22 protein-coding genes and 1 riboswitch are annotated in these 21,929 nt (G+C 39.1%); of the genes, 2 read left to right on the top strand and 20 right to left on the bottom strand.

Translation table 11 applies throughout. The features are described from left to right. Positions 1-36: 36 nt before the first annotated feature. The 16 genes from DZB84_RS12645 to DZB84_RS12570 all read right to left on the bottom strand — a co-directional run bounded on the left by DZB84_RS12645 (position 37) and on the right by DZB84_RS12570 (position 15,020). The gene (locus DZB84_RS12645) at positions 37-807 is read right to left on the bottom strand and encodes an SDR family NAD(P)-dependent oxidoreductase (RefSeq protein WP_116352631.1); all 771 of its coding nucleotides are present in this window, start codon (positions 805-807) and stop codon (positions 37-39) included. Positions 808-1,003: 196 nt separating this feature from the next. After that, on the bottom strand, positions 1,004-2,191 hold the full coding sequence (locus DZB84_RS12640; RefSeq protein ID WP_116352630.1) for an amidohydrolase: 1,188 nt from the start codon (positions 2,189-2,191) through the stop codon (positions 1,004-1,006). Between the two features lie 108 nt (positions 2,192-2,299). Next, complete coding sequence (locus DZB84_RS12635; RefSeq protein WP_116352629.1) at positions 2,300-3,703, bottom strand: MFS transporter; 1,404 nt, start codon at positions 3,701-3,703, stop codon at positions 2,300-2,302. 237 nt (positions 3,704-3,940) lie between these two features. Continuing rightward, positions 3,941-6,277 carry a helix-turn-helix domain-containing protein gene (locus DZB84_RS12630; RefSeq protein ID WP_116352628.1) on the bottom strand — a complete coding sequence of 779 codons (2,337 nt, stop codon included), beginning with the start codon at positions 6,275-6,277 and terminating at the stop codon, positions 3,941-3,943. Between the two features lie 276 nt (positions 6,278-6,553). Further along, positions 6,554-6,871, bottom strand: coding sequence for a hypothetical protein (locus DZB84_RS12625; RefSeq protein ID WP_116352627.1), 318 nt, complete (start codon positions 6,869-6,871; stop codon positions 6,554-6,556). After that, positions 6,862-7,881, bottom strand: a complete 1,020-nt coding sequence (locus DZB84_RS12620) for an anti-sigma factor (RefSeq protein ID WP_116352626.1) — start codon at positions 7,879-7,881, stop codon at positions 6,862-6,864. Before DZB84_RS12620 ends, DZB84_RS12625 begins: the two co-directional genes overlap by 10 nt. Continuing rightward, complete coding sequence (locus tag DZB84_RS12615) at positions 7,874-8,365, bottom strand: sigma-70 family RNA polymerase sigma factor (RefSeq protein WP_116352625.1); 492 nt, start codon at positions 8,363-8,365, stop codon at positions 7,874-7,876. The genes DZB84_RS12620 and DZB84_RS12615 overlap by 8 nt, the downstream gene beginning before the upstream one ends. A 215-nt stretch (positions 8,366-8,580) precedes the next feature. Then, positions 8,581-9,090: a DinB family protein gene (locus tag DZB84_RS12610; protein WP_116352624.1), complete on the bottom strand. Its 510-nt coding sequence runs from the start codon at positions 9,088-9,090 to the stop codon at positions 8,581-8,583. Positions 9,091-9,288: 198 nt separating this feature from the next. Next, positions 9,289-9,978: a HoxN/HupN/NixA family nickel/cobalt transporter gene (locus DZB84_RS12605; RefSeq protein WP_116352623.1), complete on the bottom strand. Its 690-nt coding sequence runs from the start codon at positions 9,976-9,978 to the stop codon at positions 9,289-9,291. A gap of 70 nt (positions 9,979-10,048) precedes the next feature. After that, positions 10,049-10,873 (bottom strand): urease accessory protein UreD, encoded by an 825-nt coding sequence (locus DZB84_RS12600; RefSeq protein ID WP_116352622.1) that lies wholly within the window; start codon positions 10,871-10,873, stop codon positions 10,049-10,051. A 2-nt stretch (positions 10,874-10,875) separates the two neighbouring features. Continuing rightward, on the bottom strand, positions 10,876-11,487 hold the full coding sequence (ureG, locus tag DZB84_RS12595; protein ID WP_116352621.1) for an urease accessory protein UreG: 612 nt from the start codon (positions 11,485-11,487) through the stop codon (positions 10,876-10,878). Positions 11,488-11,518: 31 nt separating this feature from the next. Beyond that, entirely contained in the window at positions 11,519-12,205 is a 687-nt protein-coding gene (locus DZB84_RS12590) for an urease accessory protein UreF (RefSeq protein ID WP_116352620.1), read from the bottom strand. Continuing rightward, positions 12,198-12,653 carry an urease accessory protein UreE gene (gene ureE / locus DZB84_RS12585; protein WP_116352619.1) on the bottom strand — a complete coding sequence of 152 codons (456 nt, stop codon included), beginning with the start codon at positions 12,651-12,653 and terminating at the stop codon, positions 12,198-12,200. The genes DZB84_RS12590 and ureE overlap by 8 nt, the downstream gene beginning before the upstream one ends. 10 nt (positions 12,654-12,663) lie before the next feature. Further along, positions 12,664-14,376, bottom strand: a complete 1,713-nt coding sequence (ureC, locus tag DZB84_RS12580) for an urease subunit alpha (RefSeq protein ID WP_116352618.1) — start codon at positions 14,374-14,376, stop codon at positions 12,664-12,666. Continuing rightward, positions 14,373-14,696, bottom strand: coding sequence for an urease subunit beta (gene ureB, locus DZB84_RS12575; RefSeq protein WP_116352617.1), 324 nt, complete (start codon positions 14,694-14,696; stop codon positions 14,373-14,375). The genes ureC and ureB overlap by 4 nt, the downstream gene beginning before the upstream one ends. Positions 14,697-14,717: 21 nt before the next feature. Continuing rightward, positions 14,718-15,020, bottom strand: a complete 303-nt coding sequence (locus DZB84_RS12570; protein WP_116352616.1) for an urease subunit gamma — start codon at positions 15,018-15,020, stop codon at positions 14,718-14,720. A gap of 280 nt (positions 15,021-15,300) precedes the next feature. Between DZB84_RS12570 and DZB84_RS12565 the strand changes: the two genes are divergently transcribed. Together DZB84_RS12565 and DZB84_RS12560 are read left to right on the top strand one after the other, a co-directional pair. Beyond that, complete coding sequence (locus DZB84_RS12565) at positions 15,301-16,245, top strand: urea transporter (protein ID WP_223254442.1); 945 nt, start codon at positions 15,301-15,303, stop codon at positions 16,243-16,245. 101 nt (positions 16,246-16,346) lie between these two features. Next, positions 16,347-16,574 (top strand): hypothetical protein, encoded by a 228-nt coding sequence (locus DZB84_RS12560; protein WP_223254441.1) that lies wholly within the window; start codon positions 16,347-16,349, stop codon positions 16,572-16,574. Between the two features lie 1,169 nt (positions 16,575-17,743). On the opposite strand, the gene DZB84_RS12555 is transcribed toward DZB84_RS12560, so the two are convergent. The 4 genes from DZB84_RS12555 to DZB84_RS12540 form a co-directional block, all read right to left on the bottom strand. Then, positions 17,744-18,484, bottom strand: a complete 741-nt coding sequence (locus DZB84_RS12555) for an amino acid ABC transporter ATP-binding protein (protein WP_116352613.1) — start codon at positions 18,482-18,484, stop codon at positions 17,744-17,746. Positions 18,485-18,502: 18 nt separating this feature from the next. Next, positions 18,503-19,249, bottom strand: a complete 747-nt coding sequence (locus tag DZB84_RS12550; protein ID WP_116352612.1) for an amino acid ABC transporter permease — start codon at positions 19,247-19,249, stop codon at positions 18,503-18,505. A gap of 65 nt (positions 19,250-19,314) precedes the next feature. After that, on the bottom strand, positions 19,315-20,154 hold the full coding sequence (locus DZB84_RS12545) for a transporter substrate-binding domain-containing protein (protein WP_116352611.1): 840 nt from the start codon (positions 20,152-20,154) through the stop codon (positions 19,315-19,317). Positions 20,155-20,254: 100 nt separating this feature from the next. Next, a riboswitch (Lysine riboswitch) is annotated at positions 20,255-20,435 on the bottom strand. Positions 20,436-20,555: 120 nt separating this feature from the next. Continuing rightward, complete coding sequence (locus tag DZB84_RS12540) at positions 20,556-21,755, bottom strand: MFS transporter (protein WP_116352610.1); 1,200 nt, start codon at positions 21,753-21,755, stop codon at positions 20,556-20,558. Positions 21,756-21,929: the final 174 nt, after the last annotated feature.

Here is a 21,929-nt window from a genome sequence, read left to right as displayed (position 1 = left end):
CTTTACGTTTTCCACTGGTTGCTATGCTATTTTGGATTAAACGTTATATAAAGCACCATCGACAGTAAATGAAGATGAGCTTACATAAGAAGCTTCGTCTGAAAGAAGGAATGTAATGACGTTAGCTACCTCTTCAGGTTCACCATAGCGTTTCATTGGTACTGCATCGTTATAAGCGGCTTGAGCTGCTTCCGCTGCACCTGGTGCCACATTTGCTTCAATTTTACGCATCATTTGTGTATTAATAACACCTGGGTTTACCGTGTTTACACGAACGTTAAATGGTGCTGCTTCTAGAGCCGCAACTTTGTTAATACCCATTACAGCATGTTTAGATGAATTATATAAAATCATGCTCGGTGAGCCAATTAAACCAGCCACTGATGACGTATTAACGATTGCACCTGATTTTTGTTCTTTCATGACTGGTAATACATATTTAAGACCAAAAAGTACACCTTTTACGTTAATTCCATATACGAAATCAAAATCTTTTTCTGTTATTTCTTCAAGTGGCTTAGCTGGACCTTCAACCCCTGCATTATTTACGAAGCCATCAATGCGGCCAAACTTTGAAACAGTTTGATCTACATAATTTTTAACATTTTCTTCATTCGACACATCTGCTTTTACAACTAAGCTATTTTCTTCATTTAAACCAAGCTCAGCTTGTACAGCTTTGATCGCGTCTTCATTTAAATCCACTAACACGACCTTCGCTTTTTCGTTTGCTAACTTACGTACAACTTCTTTTCCAATACCGCCTGCTGCACCTGTAACAATGACTACTTTACCTTCAAAATTCATTTCTTAACCTCTCCTTATTTATTCGGATTAGCTCAAAATAATCTCGAATTTATTTATCTTAATTTCAAGATATTGAATTAATTATATTACTAAAATAAATACAAAACAAGAAATTAGCCTTCTCCCTCTAAATTCATACAAAAAAACCATATGACATTTCCAATAAGGAATGTCATATGGTTTTTTCTTCATTCTATTAATCTATTTCATAATAACTGCAAACAACTTGTCCGACAGCTTTAGCCGCTACGAGAAGCGCATCCTCATCAATATCAAATTTTGGATGGTGATTAAAGTATGGGTTTTCTACTCCTTTTGGCGTGCAAGCGATGTAGAAAAAGCAAGCTGGGAATTTTTCAGCATAATAGGCAAAATCCTCTGACGGAGACATTGCCGGAAATTCTTTTACTTCTTTTATATCCTTATCGTCCATGCTTCGTAAGCTTTCGGCAACCTTTGCTGTTAGCTCAGGATTGTTGTATAAAGGCGGATAATCTGGAGTATAAGTAAGTTCACAGGTTACGCCGAACTCTTCTTCTATTCCTCTTACAATCCGTTTCACTTCTTTTTCAATCGTTTCTTTTGTTTCTACTGTCATATAGCGAATATCACCTTCAAGCTCAACACTATCCTTGATAACATTGAAGGTGCCTTTACCATCAAAAGAGCCAATTGTGATTACACCGATGTCGAATGGGCTTAATCTCCGACTAACAATGGTTTGTGCAGCTGTAACAAAATGAGCAGCAGCCACGATTGCATCGTTAGCTAGATGTGGAGATGAGCCATGTCCACCTCTTCCTTGCACTTTCAACTTCATATAGGCACGTCCATTAAAGGAATACCCAGCATGATATCCGACTGTTCCTGCAGGTCCCATTGGTAATAAATGAATACCATAGATCGCGTCTAAGTCATCAATCAAACCAGATTCTACGATACTTTTCGCTCCACCTGGCGGAACCTCTTCTGCATGTTGGTGAATGATTTTAATAGTACCTGGAATGGAATCCTTTAATTGAATTAAACAATCTGCTAAAACTAATAAATAGGCCGTATGTCCATCATGACCACATGCATGCATAACGCCCTCATTCTTTGATTGAAAGGGTACATCCGTTTCTTCTGTAATTGGAAGAGCATCAAAATCTGCGCGGAGACCAATTGTTTTTCCTGGCTTTCCACCTTTAATCGTTACAACAATCCCATAACCATTTCCAACATTCGTTTGAACCTCAACGTCTTTTCCCTTGTAAAAATCTGCAATAAATTGAGCTGTTTTTTCCTCTTTAAATGAAATCTCAGGATTTTCATGTAAAAAACGACGGATATTAATGATTTCCTCTTTACGTGATTCTAGCATGCTCATTAATTCACTTTTCATCATGTTTGTCTCCTTCTTTGACGGTACAGAATGAAAGGCACTCCATTCTGTACCAAATAATAAAAATGAGCTGAATCCGACTTCTATCTAATTTCTCTTATTTAGTGTTTATGCTGTTTTTTCTAATGACACGTCTGATGTTTTACCAGCATTTTTTGGTACCATGAATGTAATTGAAAGAATAGACAGGATACCAAAGATTACATTTACGATAATTCCTACAGAGGCTGCTAGCTCAACACTTCCAGCTGCTGCTACTGAGCTATACACCGTTGCGGAAATGGCTACACCAATCGCACTTCCTAGTGAACTTGCCATTTTGTAAACCCCTGCAGCCTCCCCCACTTTATCTGATGGAGCATTTGAAACAGATGTATCTGTAGATGGTGTTGCATATACTCCAAGTCCAAGACCGAATAAAACAAAACCAATAAATACGACAACTGTATATGAAAGATCAGGTAAGAAGGTTAGGCCCATCATCGCTACACCAACTGTTGTAATAATCGCGCCCCAAACCATTGGTGATTTCGCTCCTACTTTTTGCAGGATTTTTTCTCCAACCCGAATCATCGCAAGAACAACGATTAAATATCCAATTGATAGCATACCTGATTGGAACGCAGTGAATCCGCGTCCTACTTGAACATACGTATTCGCAACAACAAGTGTCCCAGCTATTGCATTTAGTAAAAAGTTTGAATAAGTAGCACCTGCATATGGTTTATTCTTAAATAATGAGAAATCAATAAGTGCAATAGATTTTCCTTTTTCAACATTGAAGAAGACAATGGCTCCAACAATCGTTACGACAGCAAGAAGTATCGTAATAGGACTTGTCCAACCTAAATCTGCACCAAATGTAATAAAAACGTTTAAGGCGATCATTGTAATGATAAAGATGGCTAAACCACTATAATCAAATTTAAAAGTACCATTTCCTTTTACCTTGCTTTCAGGTGTATCTTTAATTAACCACATTGCAAGAAGAGCAAAAATAATAGAAAAGATAAAGATCCATCTCCATCCCATATACGTTGCGATGGCACCACCAGCGAATGAACAGACACCTGAGCCACCCCAAGACCCGATTGACCAGTAACTAAGAGCGCGCTGTCTATCTTTTCCGTCAAAGTAAGCTTTCATTAAAGCAATTGTTGCTGGCATAATACACGCTGCGGAAATACCTTGAATGATACGTCCGATGATCAATAAAACCGAACCTTGTGCTAACACAAGACATAAAGAACCGATAACACTTAAAATTAATCCAACATACGTAATTTTTTTACGTCCAATTTTATCTGCGAGCCCACCAGCTGCTACGATAAACATACCTGAGAATAAGGCAGTTAAACTAATGGCAATGTTTAACGTTCCATATGAAATCCCTAAATCAGATTGAACAGCTGGAACGACATTGACCATTGCTTGTGCAAAGAGCCAGAACGTAATAACCCCGAACACAATCCCTGTAATTAACTTATCTGTACCTTTATATGTTGTCTCCATTGTAAAACCCCCATATCACCTAGATTTTTGTTTCGTTTCTATACTTTAATTATAGAAATGTAGGCCCTATCAGGAGAGTCAATTATTGTGCAAATCATCATACAACAGAGAGAAAATATTAACCTATGATTTTATCAAGGAAAAAACAGGGGGTAAATTATTGTCATTCACCCACTCAAAAAGGGACCTTAACACATAATCGTGATGGCCCTTTGTCATGATTTATAAATACTCATTTTAGTACACTGTTCGAATTTCAAAAAAGTGGACAGCATTGCTTGTTAAATAAGAATAAAACGACCAATGATCTTCAATCGACTCATCGAAGATTTCTAAGGATGGTCTACTGGAATTGATAATATAGTCAATGATTTCAGCATCCATGCCATACTTACTATTCAAACGCCACCACTTAGTGTACAGCGCGCCATGATTTCTATCAAACACAAGCTTACGTATTTGATAGTCTCCTCTCGGAATTCCAGAAATCGTGAGATGAATTTCTTTATTAAGCTTCTGCAGAAACGTCTCTTCAATAGAAAGATAAGGATTTATAATATTACAGTTCATCAGAATCAACTGATATCCCCGGTCATTCCTTGTCATCACATAATCCTTACCCTGTGCAACAATTTCGCCGCGCAGACGTTTCAAAAACATTAATGCAAAATAGGCTGGACGTTTTCCTTTTAAATAATGGAATAATTCAACCGCATCCATTCGATAGCGCTGATCTTTTCCCGCTTCCTCATGTGCAATGGTGTTAATCCAAAGAGCAACAGATTGCACCTCATTGGAGATATCCAATACATTTTTCAATAGCAGTGCCCCTCGAAAAAACGTGCCATTCGTATACCGAGTATTGCCGGACAAAGTGTTCCATGAAACGAGATGAAGTGGTTTTTCTAGATGATTTCTCTTTAAATAGAGCTTCAGCTTATTTGTTTTTTCTTTAATGTAATTTTCAGCCAAGTCAACTTTCATACCCGCCATATCTTTAAAATCAATGACCTCATTTTGATTCGCGTTATATCCGATAAAATCAATAAACTCACCTTGCTCTAGCTGCCATTCGTGATGAACTCCCGTTTTTTCTTTCCGGAAAGAAAAAGGCATATATACGCCGACCTGAATTGAAGGGAGTAACGCTTTTAACGCCTTATGTAATTTTAAATAAACTCTTTGAAGTTCATTTGCTCGAACTCCTGTATAATAGGGCTCGTGAAAGATCACATGCCAGTGCTTAACAAATGATTCACCATAAAGCTGCAAACAATGTCTGGTGAATTGAATGAGTTTTGTAAAGTAGCGTTCTTCATTTCTTGAAATATCTAGATAATCTGCACGAATAAATAAAGATAAATCATGCCTCTTCATAAATTCCAGCGCACTATCAATATTAAAGTAAGGGGATGTTGTCGGAATCTCCTCATCCGTCTCTACCTCAGGTGGAATAACTGTATTACTCATGAGATGATGAACTCCGATATACTTTAATTGCAAATCCTTTTTGACCTCTACTATTTGAGAGCGAACATCTTCTTTTAACAGCTCAAAAATTTCTCCAACAATTAATGTATGTTCAGGATATTGAAAGTCCACTGGCTTAGCTTCATTCAAAGTTATCGATAGCTTTTCATATCTTGTCTCTGTTTGGTTATAAGGTTTTTGATCATCTTCATTCATTCTGCTTAGTCTGGCAATAATCTCTGAAGATTGGATTAGATTTGAAGCATCTTCCTTCGTATAGTTATGAACCGAATCCTCTTTTTGGACAGAATGGCTCTCTCGATATGCATGAGGTGTCATCCCGTTTTCTTCTTTAAAAAACGTTGTAAACGATTTTGTGTTTGGAAAGCCATTATTCATGGCAATCTGTGAAATAGAGTCATTGGTATAAAGTAAATCCTTCATACAATGCTTTAGCCTAATTCCCGTTAAATAACGACTAAATCCCATTCCCATTTTCTGTTTAAAATAGCGAGAAAGATAGCTTTTTGACAGAAAGTATTTCTGTGCAACGTCATCTAACGTAATCATTTGATCATAATTTCTTTCCATGAAATCGATTATTTGCAAGAGGCGATGATCATCCGTATCTATTTTCTGGATGACACTTCCTTCTTCTTTAAAACTTCGAATCAAAATCAGTAGCATTTGACAAATATAGCTTTTCACTTCTATTCGGTAGCATTCATCTTGTCTGTAATAACTAATCATCACATTAGCCAGAAGCTTGCGAATGGCATGAATCATCTCTTCTCTTCCAAGATCAATTTCCCTTGAATAACATTCAAACCGCTGATTCCGATAGTCAGCATAATGGTGGTCCATGAAACCGTCAGAAATGGATAAGATCATGACCCGATTCCCTTCATCTCCTTGAACCTGATAAAGCTGATTTCGATTCACTACAAGTAAATCGTTTTCTTCCAATTGATAAAAGCGACTAGATGTCTCTATTTTTAATTTTCCACTAATGACTAGAATAAATTGAATTCCTTTGTTTATTCGTGGAACGAGTGATTTTATATGTTGAAATGAAAGTTGAAAATCTGACAATGGATCGTTCAATCCACTCCCCCCTAACTTGTGCGTTCAAATCATGACCCTTAACATTCATAGTATGAATATCTTTTCAAGAATTTAGGTATTGTTTAACAATCATGATGGTAATTACTCATCATTTCTTCCCTGTAATTAGAAAAACACGCTGAATTCCTCAGCGTGTTTCCTTTAATCCTATTATCATACACCTTGATACTTAGGCTGTCATGTTTAACAGCCTCTAAAAATTTCGAATTGCTCTTACACCATGCCCCGAATCATTTATTACCCTGCACGAATAAATCAAGGCTTCGGATTTATACCAACCCAGGATAAGCCGATCATTAAAAATGTAAAAAGTAAAATAAACAAACTAAGCCCGATTCCCCAAAATGCATATAGTCTTGATCTTTTAGATGTGATCAAACCAAGCAACCCAAGGACAAGCCCGACAACGGGTAAGTTGATAAGAACCATTTGAGGGAAGTCATCAAAATCCATCAATAACGCAATATTAACCCCTGCTAATGCGAGTAGCGCGACCAGAAAGGAAAGGAAACCCGAAATGGTGGGTAGCTTTCTATGTTTTCCCTTGTTCTTATTGTTCATTTCTAGTTCCATAGCTTCACTTCCCCCACCTTCATGACTCCGATCATAGGATTATCCTTGAGTTTTCGTAGTTCCGGAATTGGTCCCGTTACTACTGCTCCGTAAACTTGGATCCCATTTTTCTCGATGTACGGGATTCGTTCTTTTAAAACTAAAGATCTTGCCCGCGATATTCTTTCAGCTGTTTTTTCATCCTTCGCGAGGAAATGTAAAATATCTAAAAACACTTCTTCATTTGACTTTTGTCTACCATTAAATGGTGACCATGTTGTTGTGTCAACCTGCAGCGGATAGCCAATTGGCGCAACCGAGTATCCCGCATCATATAAACTCTTATCTTCAAGACCTGTATAAACGGCAACCCATCTTACTTCAACATCTTCCCCAAGCTGTTTTTCAATTTCCCCAGGCTTCATTAATTGGTTCAAAGAAAGATAGATCTCCCCCACTGTTCCATCTGGAAGGTGATCCAGAATATCCCAATCTGATCCAACTGTTTTTCCATATGGTCCACCCGGATGAAAAAGCTTGTTAGTCTCCATGTCTCCCCTAACTGGAAGTGGCCTCTCTAGTTTCATATCCCGTTCAGGAAAGTTGGGTTTATCTAGTGCAAAACTAACCGAATACTCACCCGCTTTATAGTCCTCTTTCCCAATCCGCTTAAACACATCAAAATAAAGATCCATCGTAAAGAATCCGATATCCTCTTCTACTTCCATCTCTTCTAAACTCATATTCGGTTCCGTAACATAAATAGTTTTTGTCGCGATTTCAATTAGATGGTTTGCTTTTCCGCCAATCGCGTAATACAAATAACTACTTAATGTAAGGATTGGCACAATTAATAATAAGACTGCCAGGCTAATCATTATATTTGTTTGTAATGCGTGATTTCTCCCTGCTTTAATCAGTCTTTTTTGTTTTGTTTCTGGTACCTTGTGGCTTTTTTCATAGTCTTGCATCGATTCATTTAAAAAAGATTGATAAATTTCCTCATCATGATGGTTTTGCTCTTTATCCATCGTGCCTCCTCCTTTCCTTAACCCGTTCAACCACCTTTTTCCTTCCTCTTGATAAATGGCTCTTTAGCGTATTTATATTTAATTGAAGAATGTCAGCCGCTTCTTTTAATCGTAACTGGTGCAAATCACAAAGAACCAGTGCATGCATTTCCGTTTCTTTCAATGAATGAATATCGTTCATGAGAGCGGTAAAACCTTCTTTCTCTAAAAGATAACTTTCAGGTGTCTTGATGCTGATTTGATTATGTACTTCATCGGTTATGACCAGCCGACTGTGTTTTCTATTAAAATCGATAAAAGCATGATAGGCCACTTTAAACAGCCATGGCTTAATAGATCGGATGTCATCTTCCGCCAGCTGTAAATACGCTCGGTAAAACGTCTCTTGAACCAAATCCTCCGCCGTATGGTGATTTTTTGAAAGGGAAAATAAGTATCGATATAGATCATTTACATATGCTTCAAACACTTCATCTAAATCCACCGCTTTCCCCCCTCCAATCTATCCACGAAACAGCTATAAAAAAAGTTGCAAAATCTGAATAGTTATTTTCGATTTTTATAAAAGAATATCGAACCATAGTGTTTCCGTATTCAAAACGAAACGAGGGTCTGCCCCCAGTTCGGCAACGTTTTCGCCGAGGGACAGACCCTTTCATTATGACATAAATATAGAAGCAATTAATAACCATCCGTTTATTAACTCACATCTACATGTAATTTTATCTCTTTTATTTGTTCGATGTGTCGTTGTTCATGCAAATAGATTTGTTCAATCCATTGATCAAGCGGTAATTCTCCAAGGGCAGGATGATTTGTTGATTTTAAAGCTAATATCGACTTATCCTCAATTGCACTAAGGAAATTGAGCAGTTTTTTTCTCGAATCAGCTAACATGTCAATGATTGATTGAACTTCAAATGGTTCTACATCTGGTTCAACGATTTTTGGAGCTTTAATCTTTTTCGTTCGATCTAATATAAGTTGTACGTTTTTACGTTTTTTTACAGTATTGTCTACCTCTTTTAATCCCCATTCTATCGCCATTATTGTTGCTTGTTCCACTAATACTAAGTGATGACAAACCTGTGCTATGCTCCATTGGTTAAGAATAGGTCTATCATTAAATTGTGTGAAATTTAATGAAGAGATCTCTTTTACTACGTTATTTCTCGTTTCATACAGATTGTTATATACTTCGTTACTCATGCAAGTCCACCCTTTACGAGAATAATAAATACCTAGATTCCTATTTAAGTATATATTCTTCAAGATGAAAAGTATTCTAGAGTTCGAAATAGGTTCAATACGAATGGAATGATGGAACATCCTACTTAATAATGTTGAAGTCAAAAAAACGGATTCGAATTAAATCAAACCCGGGACGTTTTGGAACCTGCCAAATCCTTAGACCCAGAGGTTCAATAATCCTTCATTGATTCCTAAATTATACATATAATAGACACCAAAAACAGTACTGATTGCCCCCGTTATTAAACCAAATGTCCCACTTACAGTCCTACGTTTTTTGCTTAATACAAATGGAATGCCAATGATGGTGGTAAATAAAAGCATGCCAATGACCGTTCCTACACCAAAAATAAGGATGAAGATAGCCGCTTCCCCCACACTTTTTACAGTCCCCATCGTCAATAGAACCATGGCTCCGCTTCCTGCTAGTCCATGGACAAAGCCTATAAACATGGACCCCAAATACGAAGTGCCTTTATGCTTATTATGATGCTCATGTTCCATACTAGTTTGGTGGTGATGGACATGTTGTTTATGTATAACAGTATTTTTGAAAGAAACAATTGTTTTCACCCCTAGGTAAACTAGCATGATTCCTACTAAAAATTCTAAAGACATGGCCCACTTTTCGGGTATTTCGTTCTTCATTAATATGACGACAAGACCGACTAGAAACAGTGTTACAGTATGTCCAATTCCCCAAAATACTCCCGCCAAAGAAGCGTTCCACAATTTTTTACTTTGGCTCGCAATTGTTGAAACTGCAATAACATGGTCAGGTTCAATCGCATGCCTTATTCCCAAAATGAAACCCAGGGCCAAAACTGAATAAAAAGTAACTTCCATCAAATCTCTCCTCCTCATTTCTTTACTTGCTAATAACCCAGCAATTATGCGAATTGCTGGGTTATTAACATTAATATTTTCTTAGCAAGCTAGGGGTTTTGTTAAACCACTCTTGGCTAATTATATGATGGAATTCAGAAAATATATTTTCAATCGTCTGTGTTTTATAAGCTAACACCCGTACCGTGAATCCTGGGATTGGCAAAGTTGACATTCCCACTTTATATTCCTTAGTATTTGGATCGATAGCCTGATATAAACGGTCAAGGAGAGTATGATTGGCTTTTTCGTCAATCACAAGTAAAGACCCTAGATGTGAATAACCTTCCATCAGACCCAGTTCCTCCATGTTCCTTATAGCCGGATTTAGTTTGATATGATCGTATACCACCAATTCATTTTCCATATAAACTTCATTTAACAGCTGAAGTATATCATAACTAAACCTTTCCCCGCCCGGAGACCATCCTGGAGTAATAATATCAGAGTAAAGAAGAGTGGTTCCTTTCTCCATACGGATAACATTTTTTTGTTTATAACGTGCATCCCGGTAACCTATGAGCGGATCGGGAATATACTCGAGGTAGCTACCTTCTTTCAGGTTAATTTCTGTTTCTTGATAAGCATGGGTCTTTGGTGTCTTATAAATTTTAGTGGCTGACTGTGTGGTTAATGTTAGCTTTGCTTGCTTTTCTAACGAAATCTTGAGTTGATAGCGGTCCCCATCCAGATAGCCACCACCTGGATTTAAAATATAATAACAGACTTGTCCAGAATCATCATGATAGATGGGTCGCATAACTTTAAACGCGCCTTGAAAGTAAACATTCTTTGCGACGGTCTTTCCATTCCGCTCCTCAGCATCTAAACGCAAAACTCCTGTCCAGTCCTGCATTTTTATGCCAACCCTTTTAAAAGTGCGTTCTTCTTGATCCAATCTATCACCTGATCAAGTCCTTCATTGGTTTTTAAATTAGTGAAAAAAAATGGTTTATCACCGCGGAATACTTTTGTATCGGATGCCATAACATCCAGATTCGCCCCAACTAAAGGAGCCAAGTCTGTTTTATTGATGATAAATAGGTCAGACTTAATCATCCCTTGTCCACCTTTACGCGGGATTTTTTCACCTTGAGCCACATCAATAATATAAATGGAAAAATCGACAAGTTCTGGGCTGAATGTAGCAGCCAGATTGTCCCCGCCACTTTCGACAAAAATGAGTTCAACATCAGGATGTCTCTTAATTAATTCTTCGATTGCTGCGGAATTCATGGAAGTATCCTCCCGTATGGCCGTATGCGGACATCCTCCTGTCTCTACACCAATAATTCGATCTTCCGGAAGCACGCCGTTATTCATCAGAAATTTCGCGTCTTCTTTTGTATAGATGTCGTTTGTAATAGCGGCCATACTGATTTCACCTTGTAAATGACGAGTTAACTTTTCAACCAACGCAGTTTTTCCTGCTCCTACTGGTCCCCCTACTCCAATTTTAATAGGTTCCATACCAACACTTCCTTTTATCTATTAATTAGCATTAAGACGCGAAAATTCGGACATTCACACGTTCATGCTGCATTTGCGATAGTTCCAGACCGGGAGAGACGATGCCAAAGTCGTCTTCATCCATTTCCTCTATCTTTGCAACAGCCTCTGTTAAAACATCTTGAAACTCTTGAATCGTTTTCTGACCTGCTGTTTGGCCCAATGGTATAGCCCGAACCGCATTTTGGACAAGGCTTGAAACTGCCGAATATAAATAATACAAAATAGTAGTGAATGCGGGCACACCAAGATGGTGGCCCACAATCGTAAATACAATCCCTGGATGACCGAAAGATTTGTTTTGTTTGATGCGCTCGCCATACTCAGACAGGACCGGAATGTCGTATAGGGATTTTACGAGGATTAGCATCCGGTCGCCTACCCTTTGTGTACCCTCTCTCGTTTCCCGTGGCAAGTTTTGTGCGTTCAACATCCGGTCTACTTTCCAAACTTTTTGGAAGTCTCCCTTTTCTAATGCTTCGTATACGAGACGGCAAGCAAGACCATCTGAATAAATAAGCTGCTCATTTACATACACATGCAACCAGCTATTGAATGATTCTCGATTATGTACTTTGTCTGCTTGTATATAAGTCTCCAGCCCATAGGAATGACTAAACGCTCCTGTCGGGAAATTGGAATCACATAACTGAAATAATGAAAGAGTATTTTTATCCATGGCTGTGCCCGATATGGCGAAAGGCCTTTTTCACTTTCCGCTTTTCTCGTTGATAAGGAATCTGAAGTTCGTTCAGTAATTCTTCAACAAGGTAATCATACTGGACAAGCATCTCGTCCCCTTCAAATTGGGCGGGTAGATGACGATTCCCCAACTGATGGGCAATTGTCCCCATCTCCATCAGGGTACGTGGTTTTATTACAATTAACTCATCGGAGAGGACATCTATGATGATTAAGTTCTTATCATCCATATAGAGAACATCACCAGCAACGAAGTCACGCGGTTCTTTTAATCGAATTCCAATTTCCTTGCCATGGTCGGTCGTCACCCTCTGAATCCGTTTCATCAAATGATCGCTCTCAAGGAACACCTTTTCAATATGGCGCTTTTCAATCTCTTCTTTTTCCATATCATCAATATTTGTTACAATTCTTTCTACTAACAAGATCTTCACCTCAAAATAGGAAATATCGTTGTCCCATCGGTACCTGGTCAACCGGTTCACATGAAATTAATTCGCCGTTTACTTTTACTTCATAGGTTTGCGGATCCACCGTTATTTCGGGAGTTTCGGAATTCAATTTCATGTCTTTCTTCGTCAGTTTCCGAATGCCGCGAACAGGAAGAATCATCTTTTGCAATCCAAGCTTTTCATGCACTTTCTCATCGAAAGCAGCTTGAGAAATAAACGTAATCGATGAGCTAGATAACGCTTTTCCATATTGCGCATACATTGGACGATAAATAACTGGCTGCGGTGTGGGGATAGACGCGTTCGCATCGCCCATCAAGCCCTCAACAACAAATCCATTTTTCAGAATCATTTCTGGTTTCACCCCGAAGAAGGCTGGATTCCAAATCACAAGGTCGGCAATTTTTCCAACTTCGATGGATCCCACATACTCAGAAATTCCATGGGTGATTGCAGGGTTAATTGTATATTTAGCGACATAACGCTTTGCACGATTATTATCAGAAAGCTCCGTGTCACCCTCTAAACTTCCTCTTTGCTTTTTCATTTTGTCAGCCACTTGCCATGTCCGCAAAATCACTTCGGCTATCCGCCCCATCGCCTGTGCATCCGAGCTCGTCATACTAAACACACCCATATCTTGGAGAATATCCTCAGCAGCAATGGTTTCACGTCTAATACGCGAATCGGCAAATGCAAGATCCTCGGGAATAGAAGGATTTAAGTGATGACAAACCATTAGCATGTCCATATGCTCATCCACTGTGTTTATTGTATAAGGCAGGGTCGGATTTGTTGAAGATGGAAGAATGTTCATATAGCTTGCGGATTTGATAAGATCCGGTGCATGCCCGCCGCCTGCTCCTTCTGTGTGGTACATATGAAGGACACGGTCTTTAATCGCTGCCATCGTATTTTCCATAAAACCGCCTTCATTTAACGTATCGGCATGAAGAGCGACCTGCACATCATATTTTTCAGCAACCCTTAATGCATAATCTAGGGCAGAAGGAGTTGCTCCCCAGTCTTCATGAACTTTCAGACCTATAGCACCAGCACGCACTTGCTCTGCCAGTGGCTCTTCAGCAGTCGCTTGTCCTTTTGAAGTGAATCCAACGTTAATTGGCAATCCTTCAGCTGCTTGGAGCATTTTGTGCATATGCCATGCACCAGGAGTAACCGTTGTTGCTTTTGATCCTGCAGCTGGGCCAGTCCCGCCCCCAATCAATGTTGTAAGTCCTGAAGCTAATGCTGTTCGTATTTGTGTCGGGTTAATAAAATGAACGTGGGTATCGATTCCACCAGCTGTTACAATCATTCCTTCACCAGCAATGATTTCCGTTCCGGCCCCAATCACAATATCCACGTTGTCCATGATCAATGGGTTACCAGCTTTTCCGATTCCCGCAATTTTCCCATCGCGGATTCCGATATCCGCTTTATAAATGCCGGTATAGTCTAGAATGACAGCGTTGGTAATGACCACATCGGCAATTCCATCGCCACGTGTTACTAGAGGGTGTTGCCCCATTCCATCACGAATTACCTTTCCTCCACCGAATACCACTTCTTCTCCATAGGTGGTATGGTCCTTCTCAATTTGAATCAGTATATCCGTATCTGCTAAACGGATAGAATCTCCTGTAGTCGGTCCATACATTTGAGCATATTGTTTCCGAGACATCTTGAAACTCATTGGTTACCCCCCTTTTCTAGTGAGCCGTCTACCTTATTATTAAATCCATAGACACGGCGTTCTCCGGCATAATCAATCAGCTCGATTTCCTTTTCATCCCCCGGTTCAAAACGTACAGCTGCTCCAGCTGGGATGTTTAGGCGCTTTCCGTATGCTTGATCTCTATCAAATTGAAGTGCTTCATTAACTTCATAAAAGTGAAAATGAGACCCTACCTGAACAGGACGGTCTCCTGTATTTGTCACAGTCAATTTGGATGCTTCCCTTCCGGCATTACAAATGATGTCTTCTTCTTTTAAAAATAATTGGCCTGGCTGCATGAAATAGCCTCCTGTCACTTTTTATTTAATTGGACTATGTACTGTTACAAGCTTTGTTCCATCTGGAAAGGTAGCTTCTACCTGGATATCATCAAGCATCTCCGGGATTCCTTCCATTACATCATCACTTGTCAAAATCGTGGCGCCATATTCCATCAATTCTGCAACTGTCTTTCCATCCCGTGCACCTTCTAATACTTCATAGGTAAGAAGTGCAACTGCTTCCGGATAGTTTAATTTCAAACCTCTTTCTCTCCTGCGCCTAGCTAGGTCAGCCGCAACAACGATCATGAGCTTGTCTATCTCACGCGGTGATAATTGCATAGTAAATCCTCCTCTTTCATAAGAAAGTACTCTAAACCTTTATGTATGTTCTCCAGATTTTACCTTATTTAAACCAGCGTTTGTTTAGTTTACAAAACCACTGACAAACAACTGGATTTTTTACGTTAAGCTCCCTTCTGAAATAAGTTCTTTTTATTTTATCCTTATTAACAGGGGATACTAGCTAGGTGAAAACAAACAAAGGATAGAATTACTGGCGTGAAGTAGCAGTTTCTGCTTTGGAATCGATTGCGGTTCATTTTTGAAAGGATGGATTTTCGTGCAAAACACTAATCACAAGCCATGGGCAGAAGGAAGACTATTTCCCTTTCTGACGGCGGCACTAAAAGGCGTTTCTCAAGTTATGCTCATTGAAAATGCTCTTTCTGGAATTATCATACTCATAGCGATAACAATCTTTTCCTATACTTTAGGAATCATCGCCTTTTTATCAGCCTTGATTGCTACCATGATGGGGAAAATAGGAGGTGTCGAGGAAGAAACCATTAATCAAGGGCTGTTAGGTTACAACTCTGTTTTAACAGGAATAGCGCTAACCCTATTCCTAACAGGATCTTACGACTGGATAATTGCCCTTGTTGGCGCTGCAGTTACGGCATTATTTACAGCCGCCATGATTCATGTAATGAAGAATACAGGCATCCCCGTTCTTACTTTTCCTTTTATCGTCCTGACATGGTTCACATTGCTCGCTTCTTACCGTTTAAAGGCCATTCACTTAACCTCAAAGTTAGTACCAGAAGATATTGCCTATTGGGGATTGGATACCTCTGGGAGGATAAACTGGTCAGAAGCGGCATTTAACGGAATTGGACAGATTTTCTTCATTCATAGCACTTTATCAGGTATTCTGCTTTTTGTTGCGGTATTTTTGGCTGGATGGAGGCTTGGTCTTTATGCTGTTTTAGGAAACGTGCTTGCTTTATTGACATCGTTTTTACTTGGCGGAGAAGATAATCCGATTTATATGGGGCTTTATGGATACAACGCTATCTTAACCATCTTAGCTGTGTCTGTCGTATTTAAGACGAAGCAAAACCGTTTTGCATTATTCTCAGGCATTATTGCTACTTGTGTTACCGTTCCATTAATAGCAAGTATTACGACTTGGCTTCAGCCATTCGGACTTCCGGCCTTGACCATGCCCTTCGTTCTTAGCACATGGCTTTTCCTTGGTGCCAGAAAAGTCATGCCAAACTTATAGATCGAAATTCCTCTAGATATTTCTCTATCTCTACATAAATAGTAGGCATACACCATCATGTTTAGGGAAAACTTGAAAAAATGACTTCTTAGGAGGAATACATGATGTTTAAAGATATTGAAGTAAGACCAATGTTTGAGGATCAGGTTCATGAACGTCATCAATTCACAATAAGTGTTGATGGATCAGACTATCAAGGACTTATCCACGAAGGAGAGATTCATTGGTTTCATCCCCATCCTAAACATACTTTCGAGGAAAGTCATGTTGAAGCGATAGAATCCCAGGTCCACGAGAAGATTTCGGAACACTTGGAACAACAACAATAAAAAAGTAGCGGATTTATTTGTAAAATCTGTTGGTTTCTTGGTCGGAATGTCCTTCATAACCCCGATGAAGGACTTTTTCGAACGTTTTCTTCGTCGGAATGTCCTTCATAACTTCGATGAAGGACTTTTACGCGTGGGTTCTTCTTCGGAATGTCTTTCATAACCTTGATGAAGGACTTTTCTGTATGGGTTCTTCTTCGGAATGTCCTTCATAACCTTGATGAAGGACTTTTCTGCATGGGTTCTTCTTCAGAATGTCCTTCATAACCTCGATGAAGGACTTTTTCGAACGTTTTCTTCGTCGGAATGTCCTTCATAACCTCAATGAAGGACTTTTACGCGTGGGTTCTTCGTCGGAATGTCCTTCATAACCTCAATGAAGGACTTTTACGCGTGGGTTCTTCGTCGAAATGTCCTTCATAACCTTGATGAAGGACTTTTCCGAACAAATTCATAGACGGAATGCCCTTCATAACTTCGATGAAGGACTTTTCCGCATGGGTTCTTCTTCGGAATGTCCTTCATAACCTCGATGAAGGACTTTTCCGCATGGGTTCTTTTTCGGAATGTCCTTCATAACCTCGATGAAGGACTTTTCCATGTGGTTTCTTCTTCGGAATGCCCTTCATAACTTCGATGAAGGACCTTTCCGCATGGGTTCTTCTTCGGAATGTTCTTCATAACCTCGATGAAGGACTTTTCCGCATGGGTTCTTCTTCGGAATGTACTTCATAACCTTGATGAAGGACTTTTCTGCATGGGTTCTTCTTCAGAATGTCCTTCATAACCTCGATGAAGGACTTTTCCACATGGGTTCTTCTTCAGAAAGTCCTTCATAACCTTGATGAAGGACTTTTCCATGTGGGTTCTTGGTCGGAATGTCCTTCATAACCTCGATGAAGGACTTTTCCGCATGGGTTCTTCTTCGGAATGTCCTTCATAACCCCGATGAAGGACTTTTCCGAACAAATTCATAGACGGAATGTCCTTCATAACCTTGATGAAGTACTTTTCCGAACAAATTCATAGACGGAAAGTCCTTCATACCCTTGATGAAGGACTTTTCCGAAAAAATTCATAGGCGGAATGTCCTTCATCCAAATGTGGTCATAAAAAAAAACCGAGCCAACGCCCGGTCCTTCAATAATCAAATACATTATTTCATTATGTTATGCGTGAACTAAAGTGCGTTTTAGGAATTCCCTCGTACGCTCTTGTGTTGGGTTATTGAAGATGTGCTCTGGTTTTCCTTCTTCTGCAATAACTCCCTTGTCCATAAATACGACTCGGTCCGATACTTCTTTTGCAAATTCCATTTCGTGCGTTACGATTAACATCGTTAGACCAGAGTCAGCAAGCTCTTTCATGACTTTAAGAACTTCTCCTACCATTTCAGGATCAAGAGCTGATGTTGGTTCATCAAACAACATAACATCTGGTTCCATCGATAGTGCTCTTGCAATCGCCACACGCTGCTTTTGCCCACCTGATAATTGCTTTGGCTTGGCGTTAATATATTTATCCATGCCAACAACCTTTAAGTATTTCATCGCTACTCTCTCAGCTTCTTCCTTGGAGCGTTTCAATACTTTTACTTGTCCTACCACACAATTGCTAAGGACATTATGATTATTAAATAAGTTAAATTGTTGGAAAACCATTCCTAAATGTCTACGATAGGTAGCGACATCATGCTTGTTATCCAATATATTTTCACCTTGATAGACAATTTGCCCGCCGCTAGGTCTTTCTAATAGATTAATACAACGAAGAAGAGTTGATTTACCAGATCCGGAGGAACCGATGATGGAGACAACTTCTCCTTTATTCACCGAGAAATCAATATCTTTTAATACTTCATGAGTGCCAAAGGATTTGCTTAAATGTTGAATATCAATAATCTTTTCCATATTCTCTCCTCCTTCTTCCTATTGTTGTTGATTTGCTTGGATAGGTCGATCATTCCCAATCATCGTATAGGTATCAGAGCCATCTAATTTTTTTTCAAAGTATAGTAGTATTCTAGTGACTATGAAGGTCATCACAAAATAGATCATACATGCTACGAAAAATGATTCAAAATATCTAAAGTTATTGCCTGATATCGATTTTGTCACGAAATATAATTCTGTAACTGAAATCACATTTAAAACGGATGTATCTTTAATATTAATCACAAATTGATTACCTGTTGCAGGTAGAATATTACGTATAACCTGTGGTAATACAACATTCCACATCGTTTGAAAATGATTCATTCCAATTGCATGTGCTGCTTCAAACTGTCCCTTATCAATCGATACAATCCCACCGCGAACATACTCAGCCATATAGGCGCCTGTATTGATTGATACAACAATAATCGCTGCAACAAAAACATTCATATCTATACCAAATGCTAACGCAGAACCATAATAAATAACCATCGCTTGTACAATCATCGGTGTTCCACGGAAGAATTCAATATAGATGGAGAGGATGGCATTAATGACTTTTAAAAAAATCTTGTTCACTCTGCGTTCAGGCATCGGAATGGTACGAATTACTCCTGCGATTAATCCAATCACTGCCCCAAAGATTGTCCCAATAAGAGCAATTAATAGTGTTACACCCGCACCACGAAGGAACATTGGCCAGTTTTCTGTGATAATTCGTATGACCCACTCAAAACTCATCTTTCTTCCTCCTTTACTCTTTAAAACCGACTGTAAGTGAGGTACAGCCGGTTTCTAGCATTTTTTTATTGTGCTGCAGGTTGATTTTTAATCGCTGAATCCATAATGCTTGTACGTTCTTCTTCAGAGATACCTGCTAAAATTTCATTGATTTTATCTGTTAAGGCACTGCCCTTTTGAAGTCCAACTGCGATTGCTGTATCATCTGGTGATGTTTTAAATCCATCTTCAAACTCTACCATTACAAAGTTCTCATTTGCAGATGAAGCACTAACACCTTCTGGACGCTCTGAAACGTATCCATCAATCATTCCTGATTCAAGAGCCACTCTCATTGCTGGGAAGTTGTCCATCGCTGTTTTCTTCTCAACGCCTTCAATTTGATTGATCACTGAATAGTGGAACGTATTTAATTGAGCTGTAATTTTTGCTCCAGTGAAATCTTGGATTAAAGTAGCATTTTCATACTTGCTGCCTTTCTTCACTACCATTACTAGATTTGAAGTATAGTAATTTTCCGAAAAGTCGATTGCTTCTTTACGTTCTGCTGTCGGTGACATACCTGCAATAATCGCATCAATTTTCCCTGATGTTAGAGCCGGTACAAGTCCATCCCACTCTGTTTTGACAATCACTAATTCTTTTCCTAATCCTTCAGCCACTTTTTTCGCGATTTCTACATCATATCCGCCTGCATATTCTTGAGACCCTTTAATTTTAACTGCACCGTTAGAATCATCGTTTTGAGTCCAGTTAAATGGCGCATATCCAGCTTCAAGCCCAACCTTAAATGTATTCTCCTCTGAAGTTGATCCAGAATCAGAACTACTGCTTGTCCCACACCCTGCTAATAAAAGAATAGTAGAAGTCAATAAAACTGCGAATAAAAATAGTTTGTTTCTCATGATGTATTTCCTCCTGTTTTTTGTTAGATTTCGACAAAAAAGCGACCTGAGATATACCCAGGTCGCTGTATCGTTTCCCTAAAGTCCTCTCTTTTATCCCAAATGAGATAGCACAACTCAATAAACGGAGGGTTTATTGAGACAGTCCTGCAGCTCTTAACTGCAGACCCAGCATGTAATACTGAGATTATTACACACTTCGGCGACATTTCCTTCTCCTTAGTATCACTGCTTCTCAAACTCCACTAAAGACTGTTAAATATCGCGCCTCTACCTCACTATGAAAAAGTGAGGCCTTATTCGATTGTTTTTTTATACTACAATAATATCTATAAATCCGTCAACCCTTAATTACTAGAAATATCTTGAAATCTATACCATTGTCTACTAATAATTCTTTTTTAGGTTAATTCAATCTGCTTTGTTTCTTTCCCAAAAAAGGCAAGTGTAATGACACCTATTACAATACTTATGCAAAATAGCGTAAAAATGAAACTAATGGATTGACCTTTAGAAACAAGTGAGCCTACGAGGAGTGGTCCAAGAATTCCACCGACTCGCCCAATTGCTGCGGCCATACCAGCACCTGTCCCACGAATGATAGCCGGATATTGTTCTGGTGTGTACGCATATAAAGCCCCCCATGCACCAAGGTTGAAAAATGATAATAAGATACCTGAAACAATGAGAACTGCAGTCGTTTCTGCCTGCCCGAAAACAAGAGCAGACCCTGCGGTTCCTAGCAAATAAGTAACAAGTACAAATTTTCTCCCTACCCGTTCAATGAGCCAAGCAGCTGTAAAATAACCTGGTAGCTGAGCGAGGGTCATGATTAACACATATTCGAAACTTTGAATCATACTAAATCCTTTCATTACCATAACACTTGGTAACCAAAGGAACATTCCATAGTAAGAAAAAACAACTGTAAACCAGACCATCCAAAGAACGAATGTGGAGCGTGCATATTTCTTCGACCACACATCTCGGACGTTTTGGAAAACCGTACGTTTCTCCACTTTCTTTGGTGCAAACGCTGGAGAGTCTGGAAGATTAAGCCGCAAATAAATCGCATAAAGAGCAGGTACCGCACTAATAATAAGGGCAATTCGCCAGCCATATGACGGAATAACAAAATATGAAATAAGTGCTGCAAGGAGCCAACCAAATGCCCAAAAGCTTTCAAGTAGAACAACTATTCTCCCACGCTCTTTCGCCTCTACACTCTCTGAAACGAGTGTTGAAGCAACCGGTAATTCTCCGCCAAGCCCCATCCCAACAAAAAAGCGAAGTACTAAAAATAAAAATAGGGAAGTTGTTAATGCGGAAAATCCACTCGCAAGTGAAAATAATAATAAGGTCATAATAAAGATATTCTTCCTACCAATCTTATCCGCCCAAAGGCCGAATAGAAGAGCGCCGACAGCCATCCCGATTGAGTTGACACTCCCGATCCAGCCCATCTGTTCCGGTGTCAAACCCCAATCTGTGTGCAGTGCTGCAATAATAAAAGAAAGCATCCCGACATCCATGGCATCAAACATCCAGCCGAGCCCTGCAATACCAAGAAGCCTCCTCTTTGAGATTGTTTTTTCTGTCATGATATATCCTCCTAGTGTCTTGACAGTTGTCATTACCACTTTACTATAATCGGCTTCAATCAAAATGACAAGATATTTTTTAAGACATCGTTTTAGTATGTGCCCTTACATCTCAATTTATAATTCGACAAAAATTTTGGTAATTCGACAAAAGCGGTTGACCTTTAATTCATA

The sequence above is a fragment of the Bacillus sp. HNG genome, from assembly GCF_003400205.1.
Classification (GTDB): Bacteria; Bacillota; Bacilli; order Bacillales; family Bacillaceae_L; genus Ferdinandcohnia.
This window is presented reverse-complemented; position numbering and strand designations above follow the sequence as displayed.

Bases quoted from the DNA above. Each gene is read 5' to 3' on its own strand.
- DZB84_RS12560 (WP_223254441.1), top strand. From the start codon at position 16,347: ATGATGTTTAAAGATATTGAAGTAAGACCAATGTTTGAGGATCAGGTT.
- DZB84_RS12625 (WP_116352627.1), bottom strand. From the start codon at position 6,871: ATGGAACTAGAAATGAACAATAAGAACAAGGGAAAACATAGAAAGCTA.
- ureG (WP_116352621.1), bottom strand. From the start codon at position 11,487: ATGGAACCTATTAAAATTGGAGTAGGGGGACCAGTAGGAGCAGGAAAA.
- DZB84_RS12645 (WP_116352631.1), bottom strand. From the start codon at position 807: ATGAATTTTGAAGGTAAAGTAGTCATTGTTACAGGTGCAGCAGGCGGT.
- DZB84_RS12620 (WP_116352626.1), bottom strand. From the start codon at position 7,881: ATGGATAAAGAGCAAAACCATCATGATGAGGAAATTTATCAATCTTTT.
- ureB (WP_116352617.1), bottom strand. From the start codon at position 14,696: ATGCAGCCAGGCCAATTATTTTTAAAAGAAGAAGACATCATTTGTAAT.
- DZB84_RS12545 (WP_116352611.1), bottom strand. From the start codon at position 20,154: ATGAGAAACAAACTATTTTTATTCGCAGTTTTATTGACTTCTACTATT.
- DZB84_RS12640 (WP_116352630.1), bottom strand. From the start codon at position 2,191: ATGAAAAGTGAATTAATGAGCATGCTAGAATCACGTAAAGAGGAAATC.
- DZB84_RS12590 (WP_116352620.1), bottom strand. From the start codon at position 12,205: ATGGATAAAAATACTCTTTCATTATTTCAGTTATGTGATTCCAATTTC.
- DZB84_RS12600 (WP_116352622.1), bottom strand. From the start codon at position 10,873: ATGCAGGACTGGACAGGAGTTTTGCGTTTAGATGCTGAGGAGCGGAAT.
- DZB84_RS12635 (WP_116352629.1), bottom strand. From the start codon at position 3,703: ATGGAGACAACATATAAAGGTACAGATAAGTTAATTACAGGGATTGTG.
- DZB84_RS12605 (WP_116352623.1), bottom strand. From the start codon at position 9,978: ATGGAAGTTACTTTTTATTCAGTTTTGGCCCTGGGTTTCATTTTGGGA.
- DZB84_RS12550 (WP_116352612.1), bottom strand. From the start codon at position 19,249: ATGAGTTTTGAGTGGGTCATACGAATTATCACAGAAAACTGGCCAATG.
- DZB84_RS12570 (WP_116352616.1), bottom strand. From the start codon at position 15,020: ATGCAATTATCACCGCGTGAGATAGACAAGCTCATGATCGTTGTTGCG.
- DZB84_RS12555 (WP_116352613.1), bottom strand. From the start codon at position 18,484: ATGGAAAAGATTATTGATATTCAACATTTAAGCAAATCCTTTGGCACT.
- DZB84_RS12610 (WP_116352624.1), bottom strand. From the start codon at position 9,090: ATGAGTAACGAAGTATATAACAATCTGTATGAAACGAGAAATAACGTA.
- ureC (WP_116352618.1), bottom strand. From the start codon at position 14,376: ATGAGTTTCAAGATGTCTCGGAAACAATATGCTCAAATGTATGGACCG.
- DZB84_RS12540 (WP_116352610.1), bottom strand. From the start codon at position 21,755: ATGACAGAAAAAACAATCTCAAAGAGGAGGCTTCTTGGTATTGCAGGG.